General features: G+C 59.6%; 18 protein-coding genes and 5 pseudogenes. 9 read left to right on the forward strand and 14 right to left on the reverse strand.

Features of this window, described 5'->3' with window-relative positions; genetic code table 11:
* Positions 1–196: integrase core domain-containing protein (locus MESS2_RS12690; protein ID WP_040592846.1), on the forward strand; the 196-nt coding region annotated here is incomplete at its 5' end.
* Here MESS2_RS12690 and MESS2_RS33335 read toward each other — a convergent pair.
* A complete protein-coding gene (locus MESS2_RS33335) occupies positions 147–488 on the reverse strand; it encodes an NAD-dependent epimerase/dehydratase family protein (RefSeq protein WP_244439962.1) in 342 nt (113 codons plus the stop codon). The two genes, MESS2_RS12690 and MESS2_RS33335, sit on opposite strands and share 50 nt — an antisense overlap.
* A gap of 106 nt (positions 489–594) precedes the next feature.
* Here MESS2_RS33335 and MESS2_RS12700 point away from each other — a divergent pair, with 106 nt between their 5' ends.
* Positions 595–867 (forward strand): hypothetical protein, encoded by a 273-nt coding sequence (locus MESS2_RS12700; RefSeq protein WP_040592850.1) that lies wholly within the window; start codon positions 595–597, stop codon positions 865–867.
* A gap of 450 nt (positions 868–1317) precedes the next feature.
* On the forward strand, positions 1318–1557 hold the full coding sequence (locus MESS2_RS12705; protein WP_008874666.1) for a hypothetical protein: 240 nt from the start codon (positions 1318–1320) through the stop codon (positions 1555–1557).
* Positions 1558–1659: 102 nt separating this feature from the next.
* Here the strand turns inward: MESS2_RS12705 and MESS2_RS30950 are convergent.
* The 3 genes and pseudogenes from MESS2_RS30950 to MESS2_RS30205 form a co-directional block, all read right to left on the reverse strand.
* A pseudogene (locus MESS2_RS30950) lies at positions 1660–2186 on the reverse strand (transposase); the annotation flags it as partial.
* Positions 2187–2400: 214 nt separating this feature from the next.
* Positions 2401–3111, reverse strand: a complete 711-nt coding sequence (locus MESS2_RS12720; RefSeq protein ID WP_008874669.1) for a DUF1236 domain-containing protein — start codon at positions 3109–3111, stop codon at positions 2401–2403.
* Positions 3112–3648: 537 nt separating this feature from the next.
* Entirely contained in the window at positions 3649–4017 is a 369-nt protein-coding gene (locus tag MESS2_RS30205) for a hypothetical protein (protein WP_008874671.1), read from the reverse strand.
* Between the two features lie 559 nt (positions 4018–4576).
* Here MESS2_RS30205 and MESS2_RS32260 point away from each other — a divergent pair.
* Positions 4577–4888: pseudogene (locus tag MESS2_RS32260) on the forward strand (ISAs1 family transposase); the annotation flags it as partial.
* A 30-nt stretch (positions 4889–4918) separates the two neighbouring features.
* On the opposite strand, the pseudogene MESS2_RS30955 reads toward MESS2_RS32260, so the two are convergent.
* The 3 genes and pseudogenes from MESS2_RS30955 to MESS2_RS12735 all read right to left on the reverse strand — a co-directional run.
* Positions 4919–5134: pseudogene (locus MESS2_RS30955) on the reverse strand (ISAzo13-like element transposase-related protein); the annotation flags it as partial.
* Positions 5135–5136: 2 nt separating this feature from the next.
* Positions 5137–5349: pseudogene (locus MESS2_RS33340) on the reverse strand (type II toxin-antitoxin system HipA family toxin); the annotation flags it as partial.
* Between the two features lie 17 nt (positions 5350–5366).
* Complete coding sequence (locus MESS2_RS12735; RefSeq protein WP_040592852.1) at positions 5367–5729, reverse strand: hypothetical protein; 363 nt, start codon at positions 5727–5729, stop codon at positions 5367–5369.
* Between the two features lie 125 nt (positions 5730–5854).
* Here MESS2_RS12735 and MESS2_RS12740 point away from each other — a divergent pair, with 125 nt between their 5' ends.
* Entirely contained in the window at positions 5855–6151 is a 297-nt protein-coding gene (locus tag MESS2_RS12740) for a DUF1236 domain-containing protein (RefSeq protein WP_008874675.1), read from the forward strand.
* Positions 6152–6293: 142 nt separating this feature from the next.
* Here the strand turns inward: MESS2_RS12740 and MESS2_RS12745 are convergent, their stop codons facing one another.
* Positions 6294–6695: a DUF1236 domain-containing protein gene (locus tag MESS2_RS12745; RefSeq protein WP_008874676.1), complete on the reverse strand. Its 402-nt coding sequence runs from the start codon at positions 6693–6695 to the stop codon at positions 6294–6296.
* 54 nt (positions 6696–6749) lie between these two features.
* Here MESS2_RS12745 and MESS2_RS32270 point away from each other — a divergent pair, with 54 nt between their 5' ends.
* Positions 6750–7154: a Rossmann-fold NAD(P)-binding domain-containing protein gene (locus tag MESS2_RS32270; protein WP_040592853.1), complete on the forward strand. Its 405-nt coding sequence runs from the start codon at positions 6750–6752 to the stop codon at positions 7152–7154.
* A 44-nt stretch (positions 7155–7198) separates the two neighbouring features.
* On the opposite strand, the gene MESS2_RS12755 is transcribed toward MESS2_RS32270, so the two are convergent.
* Positions 7199–9190, reverse strand: coding sequence for a protein-L-isoaspartate(D-aspartate) O-methyltransferase (locus MESS2_RS12755; protein WP_008874677.1), 1992 nt, complete (start codon positions 9188–9190; stop codon positions 7199–7201).
* Positions 9191–10228: 1038 nt separating this feature from the next.
* On the opposite strand from MESS2_RS12755, the pseudogene MESS2_RS12760 reads away from it, so the two are divergent.
* Positions 10229–10636 (forward strand): annotated as a pseudogene (locus MESS2_RS12760) (DUF427 domain-containing protein).
* 608 nt (positions 10637–11244) lie between these two features.
* Positions 11245–11415, forward strand: a complete 171-nt coding sequence (locus tag MESS2_RS33945; RefSeq protein WP_341872358.1) for a GNAT family N-acetyltransferase — start codon at positions 11245–11247, stop codon at positions 11413–11415.
* Positions 11416–11484: 69 nt separating this feature from the next.
* Here the strand turns inward: MESS2_RS33945 and MESS2_RS12770 are convergent, their stop codons facing one another.
* Entirely contained in the window at positions 11485–12075 is a 591-nt protein-coding gene (locus MESS2_RS12770) for a LysE family translocator (RefSeq protein WP_008874682.1), read from the reverse strand.
* A gap of 391 nt (positions 12076–12466) precedes the next feature.
* On the opposite strand from MESS2_RS12770, the gene MESS2_RS12775 reads away from it, so the two are divergent.
* Entirely contained in the window at positions 12467–13075 is a 609-nt protein-coding gene (locus tag MESS2_RS12775) for a cysteine hydrolase family protein (RefSeq protein WP_040592858.1), read from the forward strand.
* Positions 13076–13403: 328 nt separating this feature from the next.
* Here the strand turns inward: MESS2_RS12775 and MESS2_RS30970 are convergent, their stop codons facing one another.
* From MESS2_RS30970 to MESS2_RS12785, 4 genes are all read right to left on the reverse strand, one after another.
* Entirely contained in the window at positions 13404–13568 is a 165-nt protein-coding gene (locus tag MESS2_RS30970) for a DUF3309 family protein (protein WP_006337089.1), read from the reverse strand.
* A 49-nt stretch (positions 13569–13617) separates the two neighbouring features.
* Positions 13618–13914 carry a hypothetical protein gene (locus tag MESS2_RS30975; protein WP_157357690.1) on the reverse strand — a complete coding sequence of 99 codons (297 nt, stop codon included), beginning with the start codon at positions 13912–13914 and terminating at the stop codon, positions 13618–13620.
* Between the two features lie 94 nt (positions 13915–14008).
* The gene (locus MESS2_RS32975) at positions 14009–14341 is read right to left on the reverse strand and encodes a hypothetical protein (protein WP_008874685.1); all 333 of its coding nucleotides are present in this window, start codon (positions 14339–14341) and stop codon (positions 14009–14011) included.
* A 145-nt stretch (positions 14342–14486) separates the two neighbouring features.
* Positions 14487–16955, reverse strand: a complete 2469-nt coding sequence (locus MESS2_RS12785; RefSeq protein ID WP_008874686.1) for a heavy metal translocating P-type ATPase — start codon at positions 16953–16955, stop codon at positions 14487–14489.
* Positions 16956–17214 lie beyond the last annotated feature (259 nt).

Below are 17214 nucleotides of genomic sequence, written 5' to 3' on the forward strand. Positions count from 1 at the left end.
CGAGCGCTTCATCCAGACAGCACTGCGCGAATGGGCCTATGCCATCGCCTATCCGACTTCAGATCACCGCGCCGCCGAACTGCCTGTCTGGCTGCACAGATACAATTGGCATCGACCTCACGGCAGCCTAAAGTCCAAAACACCCATCAGTCGCCTCGATCTAACCCTGGACAACCTGTTGAGGCTCCACACCTAGAGACGGCGTCGCGGTCGCGGACGTCGCCCTTGATCAGTTCGGCTCCGGCAGGAAGGGTGACCGCTTCGCCTGCATGCACCTGCTCCACAAGGGCATCGAGGATGCAAACGGAATATTCCTGCTCGATGAGCTCTTGTGCGACGTGGCGGCCGATGAAGCCACACCCCCTGTAACCAATATGCGTTTCACGACGACTCCTCAGACAAGTGACCTCGGCGCCCCGAACTATTCGAAAGGTTTGTTCCCTGTGCTTCAACAAAGTTCCCTTGGCCGGTTGTTCGGAAACAGGCACGTCGCGATTGGCTCGCAGTGCTGGAACATTGCTGCCCGTGTGCTGTTAGGACGCCTGACAGCCCGTGACGCCGGATGCGGCGAAACCGATGATTAAGGAGATCTCAATGTCTCAGTCTCAGACGACCACTAACCATGACGAAATTCGCAAATGGGCCGAGGAGCGGGATGGCCGGCCGGCGGTGGTCCGCACGAAAGGCGAGGGCGGCATCCTGCGGATCGACTTCGGCGAGCCCGAGGAAGCATTCGAGCCTGTCGAATGGGATGAGTTCTTCCGGATATTCGATGAGAATGATCTGGCCTTTCTGTATCAGGCCAAGACCGGTGACGGAAAAGCCAGCCGTTTCAACAAATTCGTCGAGCGCAATCAGAAGGGCTGAGAACACCAGTCCTGGCAGCTGATTGCCGGCGGCCTAATCTGAAGTCGGCCATTTTTTAGATGCGATGGAACAATTGATGACTCCATTGCTTCGGCCGCTGGACCAGAAAGAGCCGGCAGGATTCGCAGGCGCCCTAAAAGACAGGAGTTACAGATAACAGACGGTCGCAACCCGCTTCTTGGCGGACGCATCCCGGCGTACGTTGGTGGCAACGGCATCTTGCTCACCTGACGCGGCCGCCCGGCGTTTCGATTAGCCACGGGATCGTCCAACGGAGCGCGCGATGGCCGGGAAGCACTGGCCGTCTTAGGACTCATAGGGCATGGCGCGGTCGTCTGAACAATCGCCTCTGGCGTGAAGACTCCATCGGTCGGGCGCCGAAGTTCTTCGCGGAACATCTCTGCCGGACTGGCCATTAAACAGAGCAGAGAGTACTTATCTGGAGTATGGATGATGGGCATCCTTTCCGACCTGGACAAGAAGCTGACCGACAATATGTATAAACACGGGAGCGAGTTCACCGATGCGGCTGTGGATCTGCCGCAGACTGTCCTGTATACCGTCGAAGAGCTTATGGCTTTCATTGAGCCCGACGCCCGCGACACGGTGAAAAGTCAGATTCTCGGCCTTATACAGGAATACAAGATCGACAAATCCGGCAGCGGGGTCGAGCATGATCGTGCCGATTGAAGGATCTGTTCTGGCCTATCGCTTGAGGCGCGGGTCGGCTCCTGCCAGCGTTGCTCATGGCTCGCAATCCGACGCCAGACCGATAGGCATCCTTCGGTTGGAAGATCCATAGGTGCGGTCGCTGCTCTTGAAGCTGCGGTCGATCGTGGAAACGAGGATCTCGTCATGCCGGGAGCGAGCGCTGGCGCTGCGGTTAAGCCAGGCATGAAAGCCTGAGCGGGACACATCCAGCGCACTGCACAGCCATGCCACCGGCCAGATATTCCGGTGCCTCGCGATGAAAGCGAACCTCACATCGCTTCCCTCGCGAAGTAGGCTGCGGCTTTTTCAGGATGTCGCGCTCCGCCTTCAGCTTGGCCACTTCCTTGCGCAGCCGGTCGATCTCCTGCTGCTCCGGCTTCATCTGCCCATTACCGGGAAACGCATGCTGCGGATCGGTCGACAGCTCACGCACCCATTTGCGCAGCACATTCTCGTGAGACCGAGGTCGCGGGCAGCCTGTGCCACCGCAACGCCTCGATCCTTGATCAATCTGCCGCCCCAAATTTGAACTCGCGGCTGAACTTCCTTCTCTTATAAGCTCTCGTTCTAAGTTGATCTGTAGGGACTTTGTAGCTCGGGGACCACAGGGTGGCAAATACAGCAACGTAGTGGTCCACAACCGGGCCGTGTGGTCGATCCAGGCACGCGCAAAATCATCAAAGTCATGGAATGAGGGGAGGACATTCCGCCGTGCCGAAAGGTGCAGCGGAATGCCAGCTAGGGGGGGTGATGGCCACAACGCCGCCGTAGTGAGAGCTCACAGTAGCTTGGCCAGTCCGCCGGACCAAGATGTTACTCCAACTAGGTCAAAATAAGCACGATCTTGAATGTATCCGGGTCGACGATGACGATTCGGCCATCCGCCAACACAAAATACTCGTAAGATTCGTAGGCGGGAACGATCTTCACGATACGCGGTGGCAGACGATGCAACCTGACTTTCTGCCGAGGGACCTCGGCCCCTACGGAGATGTCGAAATCGACACTGGAAAGCGGTTCGACCTTCGTCTCCTTTATGACTTTGGTGATTTCCGTTTTCTGCTCAACGGTCACATTGTCGATCGAGCCGGTCGAAGTCTGGTCCTCTGGCTGAGCAGAGGTCTTGCCTCGCTGCCCGGTGGTGGCGCCAGCCTTACCCTGGGCCTGCTCATCAGTCTGAACCTTGGCTTTGCCTTGAGCCTGTTGATCGGTGGTTGCGCCGGCCTTACCCTGAGCCTGCTCATCGGTCTGAACCTTGGCCTTGCCTTGGGCTTGTTGATCGGTGGGGTTAACCTTACCCTGGGCCTGCTCGTCGGTCTGCATCTTTGCCTTGCCCTGAGACTGCTCCTCGGTCGTGCCGGCCTTACCTTGGGCCTGGCTGTCCATCTTCGAACCCTGCGAACAATCAGCCGCGCCCGCCGCACAATTGCTGCCGGCGCCCGACTGGCTTTCGGCGGGCTCTTGCGTCTGGGCGAGCGCTGCTCCACAGCCAACCCCAAGGGCCAGCATACTGGTGATCAGAACTTTTTTCATGAGATAATCTCCTCGAAACGTCTGTCCCTTCATTGGGGAAACCGCCTCTGGAAAGTTTTGTTCCAGGCAAATTTGAGAGGAGCGGGAGCGATTTGCTGATCGGGTTATCGCAAAACCGCCGCGCACTTTGCACGATCGGAAAGCCGGTTTTCGCCATGGGTGAGATAGGGACTGATCGGCCGCGTTAACGGGCCCTGGATCTCCGATATTGCTCGCTTTAGGATTCGGGAAGAGCGAATCAGCGCCTTGTGGCCCTTGGCCGTGTTGTCGAGCGAGCACATCGACAACAGGCCTGATAAGCGCTGATTGTTGAATCGCTATGCTGAGGCGAACGTCAATCAGGCAAAAGCCCATTCGGCATCGGTCGGTGCGACCAATTCTTGCCGCAGCCGATGGTGAGGCTCCTTCCATGACGGGTCCGTCACGATGCTGCCCATGCTGCCACATGCCTTGGCGAAAGGAAGCTCGCCGAAGCGGTCGACGAGGTCGCTTAGCCTGCCGGTCCTGCCATCCAGGAATTGTTCGAAGGGATCATCATCACACTACCCGATGTCCCCAAGCTCCCGGTATGTCGTCAGTTGCCAGAGCCTGCCCAAGATCCTGATCTACCCCCGAGACTTCGAGCGCTTGGCAGATGACAAAGCGCATCAGGGGATAGTAGAGCGGCTGATAGCTGCCTCCCAGGGCGCGGACGCCCGGCAGGATCGACAGAACCAGAAACATCACCAAGAGATTGGGGATCAGGCTGCGGTTTGCCAGCCGTTCAAGGACGTCGGCAGGAGTAAAGGGGGCCACTTTCATCCCCGTCGCCGGATGAACGAGGTCTCCAGCGATCAAGCGCAGCGGAAGACGTTTGCCATTCTCATAAAACCAGAAGAAATCGGTTCCCCCGCGCGAGCCAGCCATTTCAGGGGCCGGCGGCAAGCCTGTCGAGCCCGGCGAGGATGTTGGAAGCGAAGTCCGGGTCCTCCAGCAGTCTCGCCCGTAGCCAGGAGTCTTGGTCCGACAGATGGGCTGCAACCAGGTCGGCAATATCCTGGTCGTCGATCTGCAGAAAGGCAAAGCTCTCGCCGAACAGTTTTGGCCAGCGGATGCGATTGGCTGCCTTGATGGCATGCGCAGGCCGCTCGAACAGCGTCTTCGGCGGAAGGCTCCGAAGCAGGGGGAGGCGTCGCCCTCGGCATATGGCTCCGTTGGCACCAGCTCGAACCGGTGGGGGCCAGGCCCTGTCAGAAGGCTGTATCCGATCATCCGGCTTCGGCTGAGGCCGAAGACGTTGACCGGCTTCCCGTCGAGCGTGATCCAGCCTGGCCCCTTGTGGGGCTTTTCAACAAGGTTCACCGTTGAAACGGCATAGGGAACATAGGTCAAGCAGCCTTGCGCCGAGAGGCTAAGCAGGCTGAAGATGTGCGTGTAATAGGCTTCTGGCTCCATGAGGAGAAACAAATGCGGGCCAGTCTGCAACCAAACCACCGACAAGACCACGACCGAGACCGCCTATTATCTGCTCAGCGCCTCTTTATCCCCCAAACGCTTCAATGAGGTCGTGCGCTCGCACTGGGGCGTCGAGAACCGTCTGCACTGGCGCCTCGATATCGTCATGAACGAGGATCAGGACAGGCGCCGATTGGGCAACGGTCCAAACAACCTCGCCGTTTTGCGCCACATGGCCATCAACGTCATGCAGAAAGACCCCACCAAAGGCTCCTTGCGCGGTAAGTTCAAGCGCGCCGCTTGGGACGACACCTACCTCGCTCAGCTCCTGGCCCTGTTTTGAAATGCGATCACCCTGCACCCGATTGCCCCGGACGCTGACCCAACTGGCATTGTCGGCGATGTCGTAGACCCCGTAGGGTGCCGCCCGGCCAAGCTCGGGGATCTTGAAGTCATGCACCCGGACCTTTTCCGGATCGCCCTTGGGACGATATTCCCGGCCGTTGTTCTTGAAGTCGCCGACCAGTTCCTTCTTCTTGGTATCGACCGAGATGGCGGGCTGATCGGCCGCCAGCGCCGCTTTCACCTGATTGTCTGGTCGGCGATGCCGAGAAGGTAGTCACTCTCGGCAAGCGTACGAACAGCACGTTTCTCGCGTTCCGGCAGACGCCGCTCGAGACGCCGCACGAGGCGTCGCCCCAGGCGTCGGGAGCGGAGTCGCCGATGGAGCCGAAAGTCGCCAGCCCGGCAGGAGTCGCAAATGCGCCGAGCCAGTTCCAGGGAGAACCGGTCGGGATCCTGGAGCGATATGGACTTCGAAGTCAGCCATTGCGAAGCGTCCGAGCCGATCGCTTGAGGTGGATGTGCTTGGGCAGGTCGGCGGTGGCCGCCGCCTGGCCGACGCTGTCATTGGCGATATCGGCGACTTGTCCCAGACCATCGAGTAAGCCGAGAGCCTGCAGAACGCCAGTATAGATGCCGATGCTGACATTCGTATCGCCGGCCGCGACCCGTTGCAAGGCCGAGCGCGAGGTGAAGGCGCGGTCGGCCAGGACCGCCATCGGCAGCCGCCGTCGTCGTTGCGCATCATGGATATTCGCTCTCTGCTTGCGCAGGACGCGCCTGACCGCGGTTGGAGGACTGTGAGGAGAGCCAAGAAACTTGGCGGCGGCAGTCAAGCTCATAAACAATCCAAGCGGGCGGGCATGTTGATGAGCCGAAGTCCCACCAGGGAACATTTGCGGTCGCCTGAAGTTGTGGGCATGGCGCGAAGAGTTCAGCGCGCATAACTCGCACAAGGAGGCACCCTATGAGAATGCATCTTTCAATTGCAGCGGGGTTCTTGCTGCTGGCCGGTATCGGCGCAGCCGCAGCTCAGGACGTGGTCATCGCACCTGAGCAGGAGACCGTCATCAAGGAATATGTGAAGAAGCAGCCGCTCGCATCTGTGAAGGTCCCTGGGGTAGAGCTCAATATCGGCTCAACGCTGCCCGATACGGTCGAGCTTCGTGAAGTTCCCGAGACCAAATACAGCTATACAGTGGTCGACAACCGGACCGTTGTCGTCGATCCAGGCACGCGCAAAATCATCAAAGTCATTGAATGAGAGGGGAGGACATTCCGCCGTGCCGAAAGGTGCGGCGGAATGCCAGCCAGGGTTTGGAGAGCGGACACTTACTTGCACCACAACTGCCGGTGGACGGCTCGCCGTAGCATCGCCAGCCCTCCGGCTGAACAATGTTGGCCAATTAGGTCAGAATAGGCACAATCTTGAATGTATTCGGGTCGACGATGACGATTCGGCCATCCGCCAACACAAAATACTCGTACGATTCGTAGGCCGGGACGATCTTGACGATACGCGGTGGCAGACGATGCAACCTGCCTTCTGTGGAAGGGACTTCGATCCCCACTGAGATGTCGAGATCGACCCTCGAAACCGGTTCGACCTTCGTCTCCTTGATGATTTTGGTGATTTTCGTTTTCTGCTCAACGGTCACATTGTCAATCGAGCCGGTCGAAGTCTCGTCCTCTGGCTGGGTAAAGGTCTTGCCCTGGGTTTGCTGCTCGGTGGTGGCCAGCCTTACCTTGGGCCTGATCGTCGATCTGGACGTTGGTTGTTGCGCCGTGCCTTGCTTGGCCTTGCTCATCGGTCTGCATCACGCATCATTGAACCAGGACCTTTCCGGATCGCCCTTGGGACGATGTTCCCGGCCTTCTTGAAGTCGCCGATCAATTCCTTCTTTGGTATCGACCGAGATGGCGGTTCAACCTTCGAATTTTGCGGCCCCCGCGTTCTGAGTTGCAACGAACTGATCCGGGAAATCGCCCGAAGCCTGGGGATGCCCCCGATGCTGGTGCCGATGCCATTTGCGGTGTGGATGCCGTCGCAGCTGTGGCTGAATTCATCCCCGACACCCCCGATCAGGCGCAACCAAGTCGAGCTCATGCATGTCGACAACGTAGCGGCGGTCAACCTGCCAGGACTGAAGCAAGCCGGAATCGAGCCGCGCGACATTCAGCAGGTAATCGACATAATCATTTGGGTGCTGCTCGTAAGACGACGCCTTGAACCGATGGTTCTCAGTTCAGAACCGCAAGCGGGATGAATTGTTTCCGTCCGCTATCCTCTGTGAGCCCCCAGCTGGGGACTCTAGAGTCCGAACGGATAGGTGTCGGGAACACCGGTTCTTGCGTGCTCTGGGCCAAGCGGTGTTACCGCAGCGGTTCTGTCGAACCATAGGAACGCGTCGAATTGCTTTGGCAGGGACACGTCCGCATAGTGGCTGCGCAGCTCGGTTTCCGGCCGGTAGATCACGCCGATGAAGCGCTCCAGTCTGCGTTCCAGCAGCCGCTCGCGCAGCGCATCGTTGCGGTTGAGGTCGAGCAGGAAGCGCGGCACGCGAGACTCGTGGCAAAGCCGCTCGTAGCTGTCGGCGTCGGACGGCCGCACTTGCTTCACCTCCATTTTCCCATCCCAATCGGTGGCAGCGGCTACAGTGCCGGAATGCGTGCCCATTCCGATCAGCGCCGCCCGGTCGCCGAAACGCTCCCGGCAGAGCTGCCCGATGTTCAACTCGTCCCTGACGATGCCCATCTCCGTATAGCGGGCATCACCAATATGCGAATTGTGCGCCCAGACGACCGCCCTGGATTTGGGTCCGCCGGCATCCAGCAGGTGCTCCAACGTTTGGAACATGTGCGTGTCGCGCAGGTTCCAGGACTCCGCGCCGCCATAGTACATGATCCGGTAGTAATGTTCGGCGGCGGCAATCAGCCGGGCATTCTGGCTGGCGTCGAGAAAGTCCGCACCGTCCTGTTGTGCATAGTCAAGCTGTTTGGCGAGCAAGTCCCGGCATTGCTGTAGCGCCGCCTTCTCACATTTTTGATAGCCAGCGGTAAGCACTGCACGGCCATAGGTCGACGGTTCGTTTTGCCAGGGAGTCAGGCAGCCATAGCGCTCGCGCGCAATCTTGGCGGCTTGCGGGTCGACGCGGTCGAGATAGTCGAGAACCGCTTCTATGGACCCGCTCATGTTGTAGATGTCGAGGCCATAGAATCCGGCTCGCTCGGATGGCTGAAGCTTCTCATTGTGATGGCGCATCCACTCGGTGAAGGCCGCGACATCGGTGTTGCGCCACATCCATGTTGGAAACCGCTGGAATGGAGCAATGACCCCGGCTCGTGGCTTGCGGTGACGAACGTAACGGTCGATCGCCGCGGCATCGGGCCAATCCGCCTCGACCGCAACAATGGTGAAATCGTATTCTTCGACGAGCCTGCGGGTGATAGCCGCGCGCGCCCTGTAGAACTCCGACGTGCCATGGCTTGCCTCGCCGAGCAGCACAACGCGCCGATCGGCGAACCGATCGAACAATTCGCCGAAGCCTGGATCGTCGAAATCCGGAAGCGGCTCAGCCGCAGTCGCGATCATCTCGGGCAGGCTGAGCGAATGCGGATGTCGGAGCGGGCGATTGACCTCGGCGGGCCTGCCGTTTTCGGGCCAGCCTTGCTCGCCGATGAGGGGGACGAACCGCACGCCGCCGAAATCCTCCTCACTGTAGGTTGCAGCCCCCGTTCGGGTGACCTTGAGCAGACGCTGCAACTCCGGATCGTCCCCAACCGGAATGACAAGTCTGCCGGCGACATCCAGTTGTTCCTGAAGCGCAAGCGGCGCGCCCGGGCCGCTGGCCGTCACCACGATGGCATCGAAGGGGGCCGCCTCGGGCCAACCCTTGGTGCCGTCGCCCGCCCGGACCTCGATGTTCTCATAGCCAAGTTTTTCAAATCTCCGCTTGGCCGTTTCGGCCAATCCTGGATGACGCTCGATCGTGTAGACCTGCTCAACGATCCGGCTCATCACGGCAGCCGCGTAACCGGAGCCGGTGCCGACTTCCAGCACGTGGTCACCCGGTTTGACATCCGCCATCTCGATCATGAACGCGACGATGTAGGGTTGCGATATGGTCTGGCCGTCGGCGATTGGTAGCGGCGCGTCCTCATAAGCGAATTCCTCAAAGCCAGGATCGACGAAAGCCTCGCGCGGAACTTCGCGCATCGCCTGCAGGATCTCACGGTCGTGGATGCCTCGCCGTCTGATATGAACCTTGACCATCCGATCGCGGGCACGAGGAAGATCGAGCATTTTTAGCTCCCTGACTACTGGTGGTTCGCAAGTCCAAGCTATTCATTCATGGCAGTGCTTGGGCCAACCACACCTGTTGCTGTAAGCTGGGCTTTCGCGGTCGCTGTCTTAAACCACCGGGTGACTTCAAAGTTCCGCGCGTATTCGCCTGGCAGAGGTAAGACCTCTGCTCACCTACTCAGCGCTGCGGCCTAGAGCATTTTGCAGCCAGGTGGAATCACCTGGCATCGCATAAATCCGGCCAAAACCAACAGATAGAGCGGTTCTGCGTTTCCGTGAAACGATGAGCCGCTCTAATACGGCTCGGGACGATGGTCTTGCTCAGCGGCTAAATGCATCCATGCCAACGGCAAAGGCGCTTCCCATCGCCGGAGTCACACATCGCCTCGGGGATCGCTCGCCGGTGAAACAAGTTCGAGATCGCGGCACGTGGCAGTGGAACCCTACCGGTAATGGAAAATGGGAAGCCAAGCCCATACGATGCACCATAGTATGTGATTTGAGGCGGCGAGGAAGTTCGCGGGCGACCAAGAGAGCCAATAGTGCCAGACCCAGCGAACGCGAATACAGCGCTCGCCCACCCACCAGCACGGACGTGGCAGGGCGCATCGCGACGATCTTTGTCCAGTGCTGGATCGCGATCTTGCGGGGAAGGCTTCTCCGGATCCTTCGATTCTGCAAGGTTCATTTTTCCAGGAATTCGCTGTTCTAATTTTCAAAGACCACAAAAGGAAAGGACCCGAGCCAAGGAATACAATACCGTGCGGCGTTTGGCTATGGAATCGTGAACCCAGCCAGTCAGCGCCTGACAATGGAGCAAACCAGGAAAATAGCAGCATCGTCAGTACGAGGCCATTGTTTTCAGGATCGCATGCCCTTTGCCGAGTTTGAAACCGGATATCGAGTTGCCCACGCTGAACGACTTTGCATCCCAGATTGTTCCTGTCTCGACTCCGCCCTGGGGCAACCGAAACCCGTGATCGGAACCGTGGCGGCTGCGCGACGTTTGCAAGAAGGTATATTCAAGGGAGAGCCAGAATGCAGCCCTCAGTCGAAAGCTCAATACGCCAGCGCGCAGGTCTCAAGATCGTACCCTTTGCTGGCGTTGTGACGGTCAGGTTCTCGGACGCCGTGGTCGCGTCGAGCGAACACGCGAAATTGGTTTATGAAGACGGTCGAGACCCTGTTTTCTACATTCCGTTCGAGGACATCTATTTCGATCTTTTCTAGAAAACGAACACCACGACAAGCTCGCCATTTGGCACCGCCGGCTACTGGCGTGTCCATGCGGTGGGCGGATCGGCCGACGATTTCATGTGGACTTATGAAACACCGGAAGCGCCGGCTTTGGCCATCGCCCGTCACGGCACGTTCGATCCGACCAAGGCGCGGATTGAGGTGGACCCGACCGAGGACAAGCGTCATACCCCGCATGTCACCGAGTAGGACACTAAGGCTAAAGAGCAGCGGAAGCGCTACGCCACCGCTACCGGAGCTCACCATTTTTCTTCCGTGTCGCGGTGCGGCAAATCCATCCCGCAGCAGACCCACCGAGGCGCGGTCCCGAGCCATAATTGTATTGCGCAAGTTCGGCCGGTTCGTCAAAGCTGCCGACATGGAGAGCGATTTCGTGAGGCGAGGCGTCATAGACGAGGCAAAGCGAGGATCTGCAATTCCCGCATAATCCTCTCGATGCGATTGGCGACGATCTACGATAGGTCGGTTGGCGCTGTCCCACAACAGACCTTACAGAGGCACCCATGCCAAAACAGCAAAGGCGCTTCCGGTCGGAGACTATTATGGCATTTCTAAATGTGGATTACTTGGGCGAGCTAGGCCACGTGACAAAGCAAAGAAGACAGCCGGCACGCGCTTTATAGATGTAATATAGGGGGCCCGGCACCGATGATCGGCATCCGATCGTGCAGAACTTCGCGACGCCTCGGGGCAACCGCAAGGCACTTTGGGGCCGAACCGAACTTGGGCTCCTGCTCCTTGACATGTTTTTTCTGCCACCGGATTGCGTGGGAAAATCACATGGCACGCAGCTGCTCATGGCCGTTGAGAAGGAGGCGATGAGACGTGGCTGCAGTCGAGCCGTTGTGGAAACGAGCGGTTTCCACGCTCCTGAGTTCTACATTCGGCAGGGGTATGTGGAATTCGGTCAGGTTCCGTTCGGAATTGATGAACACGCTCGTGTCTTCCTCCGCAAGAATCTGAGATGAGCGATGCGGCATATTGGTAGAAAGCAAACTGACATCGGCGTCCAATTCTATGGAGTGGCCTCGCTTGGTCTAACGGTTAATTCCGATGCCAAACGCCATCTGGATCCCAAGGCCAACAATAAAACAGCCCGCCATCCGTTGCTGCCAAAGTCTCACGCGTGGATGCATCATGATCCAGGATCCGACTGTGCCTGAAGCCAGGGCATAGGCTCCCAACACCAAAACACCCGTCATTTTCTGAGTTGCGCCCAGCATCAACATTTGTAGGGTGACTGAGCTTCCACGCGGGTCAACAAACTGGGGCAAGAAAGCAATCATGAATGTTAGAGGCCACGGATTGACAAGATTGGCGATCATGCCTTCGCGCGCTGCCGCAAGTGGCTTGACCGGGCGTGGGTCCTGCTGGCCGGAGGTCTGTGGTAACAAGGAAATCAGGCGCATTCCGATCCAAACGAGATAGGCAGCTCCCGCCCATTGAAGCATCGTGAATGCGAGCGGCGAAGCTCTTACAAGAGAAGACACGCCCAACGCGATGAGCGGAAGTTGCACCATCGCAGCGCCGAGGGTCATTCCCAATACCGTGAACAGTGCAACACCGCGACCCTGTCCAATTCCACGCGCCATCACAAGCGTGCTATCCGGCCCCGGCGGCATCTGCATTAAAATGACCGTTCCGACGAATTCTATCCAAAGGCGGGGATCGATGAGCTGTTTCTCCCGTGCTTAGGAACCTTTTTGATGGGAGTGGCCGGCCCATCACCGATTGAAAAACCTCCGAAGGATCCGCACCGGCTGATGTATTGCCGCCAGCGGCCCCACGGACACTACTTATTAATTCGAATTCGGCCTTGCTGGCCGATAGTCGTGAATCGCCGTCTGAGCGTCCTATAACGTGCATCGATTGTCGGCGTTCCCAAACATCCAGGAACGAAGCGTTGCGGTTCGCGTTTGTTGCCAGGAATGCTCGAAAAAAGGTTGGACTCATGCGCAACGGAATTGTCCAACGGCGACAAATTCATGCAGGCAATATCTCACGAGTCCCGGTGTCCTAATGTCGGCTCCGGGATTGGCCTATGGACCGCTGGGTAACAAATGCATGCATATTTGCGTGGACATGCAGCGCCTGTTTGCGGAACCATCGCAGTGGGCGACGCCGTGGATCACCCGTGTCTTGCCGCGCATAGAAAACCTTGTCGAGCGACGCGCCGCTCGAACCGTTTTTACCCGCTTTCTGCCGGCACGGAGAGCCGGCGAAGGCATCGGTACTTGGAGGCGCTACTATCAACGTTGGGCATCAATGACGCTGGAGGAGATTGGCCCCGAAATGGTCGGTCTGTTGCCTTCCCTGGCACGGTACTGCCCACCCGCAGCCGTTGTCGACAAGCACATCTATTCGCCTTGGTTCGAGGGCGAGCTTACGAATTTTTTAACCAAGCGTGAGATCGACACCTTGGTGATCACCGGTGGCGAGACGGATGTGTGCGTTCTCACCACCGTGCTTGGGGCTATCGACCTCGGCTACCGTGTGGTTTTGGTGACAGACGCGCTCTGCAGCTCGTCCGACGCCACCCACGATGCGCTCCTGACGGTCTATCATCAGCGGTTCGCGCAGCAGGTGGAAACGGTGGAAATGGAAACCATCCTGTCGGCTTGGACTTGATTGGGATCGAACGCCTGGATATATATCTCGGTTTTCAGCAGTTTCGCCAGATGGGCTGCATTCGAGGCCGGCCACTCCTCACCCTTGCCCATGTCGGAGAGCACCCCAGGGTTAATGTTGTGAGTGAGCGCGCGCGACTTGGCCCTGACGCCATGCGACACCATCGCCGCAAGAAGACCGGCCAGCAATCTGTCAGTCGACGGGCGTGAAGCGACGTGACAGGAGCGGCCGAATGCGAAAGGCCTCACGTCTTTATCCTCGGCGCCGCCAACTGCCGATAAGACGATTTCCGAAGCGATTTGCCAATCCCAAGGTCATTGGCAGTTGCCTAGATGCGCCCGAGGACAACCAGAATGATGACGACAAGCAAAACCAAACCAAGGCCGCCGCCGCCATAGTAGCCGGTGCCGTAAAAAGGGCCACCGCCGAGACCGCTGAAGCCGCCAAGCAAAGCAAGAATCAGAATGATGATCAGAATTGTGCCGAGACCCATGGTCTTTCCTCTCTTCTATTGCCCTGCCACCATGGCGGAGCCCAAGTGCTCAACATGAACTCGCAAGGGAACCTTCCCGTTCCAGCGAAGACAATTTTCGCCGGTCTAGAGCGTTTTTTTTGCCGCGCACGATCGACAGATTGCTCTCCGCCTGCCATCCCGTCGAAACGCGCAAATAGAGCGCTGCCTTGGCAAGCGCTGTTCCAGGCGTGACGTCAGGCGATGCAGGCGCTTTGTCGGTCATGGCTCCACCGTTCGCTAAATCGCGTGCATCGGCAGTACCAACCCACGTGAATCCGGCAGGCGACGAAACCATTTGCTTCATAGAAGGCGGCGGCGCGCTCATTGATGGCGTCCACCACCAGTATTGAGGAACCGACCGTGGCCGCGCTCGCATAAGCGCGCTACACGGCGTGTCGAGAGAAGCATGGCCCAGCCGTTCACCCCTCCCGCGCTTCCGAGAACTGCCGGCCGTCCGACCAGTGCGAACAGTCCTTCCACGCCGCCACGACGTTGGGGAAGCGGCATGTCGCCAAGTCGGAGCACCATACGACCGCGCGTGGTCCCCAGAGCATCTTCCATGCCCGTGTTTGCTCTTGGACGGTGAACACATTGCCAGCAAGAACGTCACCCACAATTGACGTTCGCGGCCAGGCGTAAGAGACAACGGTCAGCTTCGCGCCAAACTCGACAGCCATCTCGCGTGCATGCTCAAGCGTCCGACGTATGTCGCTCTTTGGGCACGCATCAACAACGATATCGCGAAAGCTCATGACATAAAGTTCTCCTCCTTCAGTTTCCCGAGAGCGCGGCACTAGCCATTGCAGGACATCCGATCGGAGAGCGTCGTTTTGAGCATACGGGCCAGTACGCGGACTCGATTTGGTGACAGCCCATATTCCTACCTGATCGCATCCGTCACACCATCTTGTCCCGATATGCAAGCAGCCTCAGCGCATTGAAGACAACGAGCAACGTCGAGCCCTCGTGCATGGCGACCGCGGAGCCGATGCCTAGACCCATGATCGTAGCCGGCACAAGGAACGCCACCACGCCCAGGCTGACGAAGACGTTCTGCAGGATCACCAACCGGGTCGTGCGGCTAAGCCCCACTGCGAACGGCAGATGGGCGAGGTCGTCGGCCATCAGGGCGACATCGGCGGTCTCCAGCGCCACATCCGACCCGGCGGCGCCCATTGCGATGCCGACGGTCGCATTGGCCATCGCCGGCGCGTCGTTGACGCCGTCGCCGACCATCGCGACCTTGGCTTCAGCCCGCAGCTTCTTGATCGCCTCGACCTTGTCCTCCGGCATCAGGTTGCCCCAGGCCTCGTCGAGGCCGACCTGACCGGCCACGGCTTCGGCGACCTTCTGGTGGTCGCCCGAGATCATGATCATCCGCTTGATGCCCAGCGCGTGAAGGCGGGCCAGCGCCGCCTTGGCGGCCTCGCGGGGCGTATCCATCAGGCCGATAGCGCCAAGGTCACGATCTCCTTTCCGAACGACCATCGTGGTGCGACCGCCCTCGCGCAAAGTTGCTATCGCCTGCTGCATCGCTTCTGAAAGCGGCGCGATTCCCTCGGTGCCGAACATCTCGGCCTTGCCGATCAGTACCGCCTCGCCGGCGATGCGCGCCGCGACGCCGCGCCCGGTCAGACTGTCGAGATCGCTTGCCTCGGGCAACGGCCGCTTGCCCAGCCGCTCGCGGCCGTCGCGGGCGATGGCCTTCGCCAGCGGATGATCGCTCAGGCTTTCCACCGCGACCGCCACCGCCAGCAATTCGTCGTCCGTGACGCCGGGCGCAGGCACCACGTCGGTGACCTGGGGTCTTCCGGCGGTGAGCGTTCCGGTCTTGTCGAAGGCGATCGCCGAGAGCGAACCCAGATTCTCCAGCGGACCGCCGCCCTTCACCAGAACCCCGCCGCGCGCCGCGCGCGCCACGCCTGAGAGAACCGCGCTAGGCGTTGCAATCGCGAGGGCGCAGGGACTGGCCGCGACCAGGACCGCCATGGCACGATAGAAGCTGTCGCGGAAGGGTTCGTCGATCACCACCCCCGCGAACAGCAGCAGGACCGCCAGAGCCAGCACTGCGGGAACGAAGAAGCGTTCGAATTTATCGGTAAAGCGCTGCGTCGGCGATTTCTGCGTCTCCGCCTCGCTGACCATGCGAATGACCTTGGCCAGCGTCGTATCGGTCGAGCGCCGCGTGACCTCGACCTCGATGGCGCCGCTGCCGTTGATGGTGCCGGCGAACACGCGGTGGACGGCATCGAGCTTGTCCGGATTTGCCCGCGCCTCCGCTTCGTCTGTCACCGGCCGCTTGTCGACCGGAATACTTTCGCCCGTCACGGGCGCCTGGTTGACGCTGCTTTCGCCCTTCACGAGGAAACCATCCGCGGGAAGCCGGGCATCCGGCTTGACCACCACGACATCGCCGACGGCCAGATCCTCGACCGGCACTTCCTGCAATTCGCCGTTGCGCCGGACCAGCGCCGTCCGGGGCGCCAGTTCCGCCAGCGCCTCGATCGCCCGCTTCGCCCGCCCCATGGCATAATGTTCCAGGGCGTGACCGAGGCTGAACAGGAAGAGCAGCAGCGCGCCTTCGGCCCATGCACCGAGCGCGGCGGCGCCGGCCGCCGCCACCAGCATCAGCGTGTCGATCTCGAACCGCTTCAGGCGCAGGTTGTCGATCGCCTCGCGCAACGTAAAAAAGCCGCCGAAGAAATAGGCGCCGAGATAGGCGGCGAATGGCAGCCAGGCCGGGACTGCCAGAAACTTTTCGACGACATAGCCACCGACGAGGAGCGCACCGCACGCGAGCGAGAAGATCAGCTCCGTATTGGCCCCCAGGATGCCGCCCTCATGGGCGTGTCCCGCCTCGCCTTCGCCGTGGTCGTGTTTGCCTTCAGGATGGCGATGGCCCGCGTGGCCGTCCACCGGCGCTTTCGCCGCAGCGCCCACCTTTATTCCGTCGAGCTGTTCTCGAAGCGACGCTTCAGTGGTAACCGATCGATCGAACTCCACGCGCACGGTTCCAGAAGCACTGGCATCGGCTTCAAGGACACCCGGCAGTGTGCGCAGCCGCCCGGCGATCGTGCGCGCCCGCCTTTGATGCGGAATGTCGAGTTGCCACACCGCGTGACCGAAGCGCTCTGCAATCCTGGCGCCGGCGCTGTCGACCAGGTCGCGAATGCGTGGCAACGGCAGAATGTCTGCATCATAGTGAATGCAGAGCTGCGGCAGCTCTCCGTCGCGGGTCGTGACATGGACGTCTTCGACGCCTTGGCGCGGACGCAAATCCGATATTAGACGCGCGACACAGGCATCTGCGGCATCGCTGACCTCGGGAAGCACAATTGGGATGTCGAGACGTAACTTCTCTGTCATTGTCTATCCTTTGCCGGCCCCATGCGTACTTCCCACGTGCGCACGCCCGAATACTCATTCTCCGATCTTCTCATCTACGCAGGTCAGGTCCGCTTAGGCACAATCTACGATCACCTGAAAACGTTGTCACTCAGACTTAGGCTGCGTCGGGGATAGGCTCAAATCGTATCGCCAGGCATGCACCGCAAGCATAACTGCTCTTGCGAGAGCTTCCATATGTTGCGCGGCCCAGGTGACCGTGAGCAACGAACGGCGAGGG

The organism is Mesorhizobium metallidurans STM 2683 (assembly GCF_000350085.1).
GTDB classification, from domain to species: Bacteria; Pseudomonadota; Alphaproteobacteria; order Rhizobiales; family Rhizobiaceae; genus Mesorhizobium; species Mesorhizobium metallidurans.

Bases quoted from the DNA above. Each gene is read 5' to 3' on its own strand.
- MESS2_RS12700 (WP_040592850.1), top strand. From the start codon at position 595: ATGTCTCAGTCTCAGACGACCACTAACCATGACGAAATTCGCAAATGG.
- MESS2_RS12740 (WP_008874675.1), top strand. From the start codon at position 5,855: ATGAGAATGCATCTTTCAATTGCAGCGGGGTTCTTGCTGCTGGCCGGT.
- MESS2_RS30970 (WP_006337089.1), bottom strand. From the start codon at position 13,568: ATGGGTCTCGGCACAATTCTGATCATCATTCTGATTCTTGCTTTGCTT.
- MESS2_RS12720 (WP_008874669.1), bottom strand. From the start codon at position 3,111: ATGAAAAAAGTTCTGATCACCAGTATGCTGGCCCTTGGGGTTGGCTGT.
- MESS2_RS12755 (WP_008874677.1), bottom strand. From the start codon at position 9,190: ATGCTCGATCTTCCTCGTGCCCGCGATCGGATGGTCAAGGTTCATATC.
- MESS2_RS12745 (WP_008874676.1), bottom strand. From the start codon at position 6,695: ATGAGCAAGGCCAAGCAAGGCACGGCGCAACAACCAACGTCCAGATCG.
- MESS2_RS33945 (WP_341872358.1), top strand. From the start codon at position 11,245: ATGGCCGTTGAGAAGGAGGCGATGAGACGTGGCTGCAGTCGAGCCGTT.
- MESS2_RS32975 (WP_008874685.1), bottom strand. From the start codon at position 14,341: ATGAGCTTTCGCGATATCGTTGTTGATGCGTGCCCAAAGAGCGACATA.
- MESS2_RS12705 (WP_008874666.1), top strand. From the start codon at position 1,318: ATGATGGGCATCCTTTCCGACCTGGACAAGAAGCTGACCGACAATATG.
- MESS2_RS30975 (WP_157357690.1), bottom strand. From the start codon at position 13,914: ATGAGCGCGCCGCCGCCTTCTATGAAGCAAATGGTTTCGTCGCCTGCC.
- MESS2_RS12775 (WP_040592858.1), top strand. From the start codon at position 12,467: ATGTCGGCTCCGGGATTGGCCTATGGACCGCTGGGTAACAAATGCATG.
- MESS2_RS12785 (WP_008874686.1), bottom strand. From the start codon at position 16,955: ATGACAGAGAAGTTACGTCTCGACATCCCAATTGTGCTTCCCGAGGTC.
- MESS2_RS32270 (WP_040592853.1), top strand. From the start codon at position 6,750: ATGTTCCCGGCCTTCTTGAAGTCGCCGATCAATTCCTTCTTTGGTATC.
- MESS2_RS12735 (WP_040592852.1), bottom strand. From the start codon at position 5,729: ATGAGCTTGACTGCCGCCGCCAAGTTTCTTGGCTCTCCTCACAGTCCT.
- MESS2_RS12770 (WP_008874682.1), bottom strand. From the start codon at position 12,075: ATGCAGATGCCGCCGGGGCCGGATAGCACGCTTGTGATGGCGCGTGGA.
- MESS2_RS30205 (WP_008874671.1), bottom strand. From the start codon at position 4,017: ATGGCTGGCTCGCGCGGGGGAACCGATTTCTTCTGGTTTTATGAGAAT.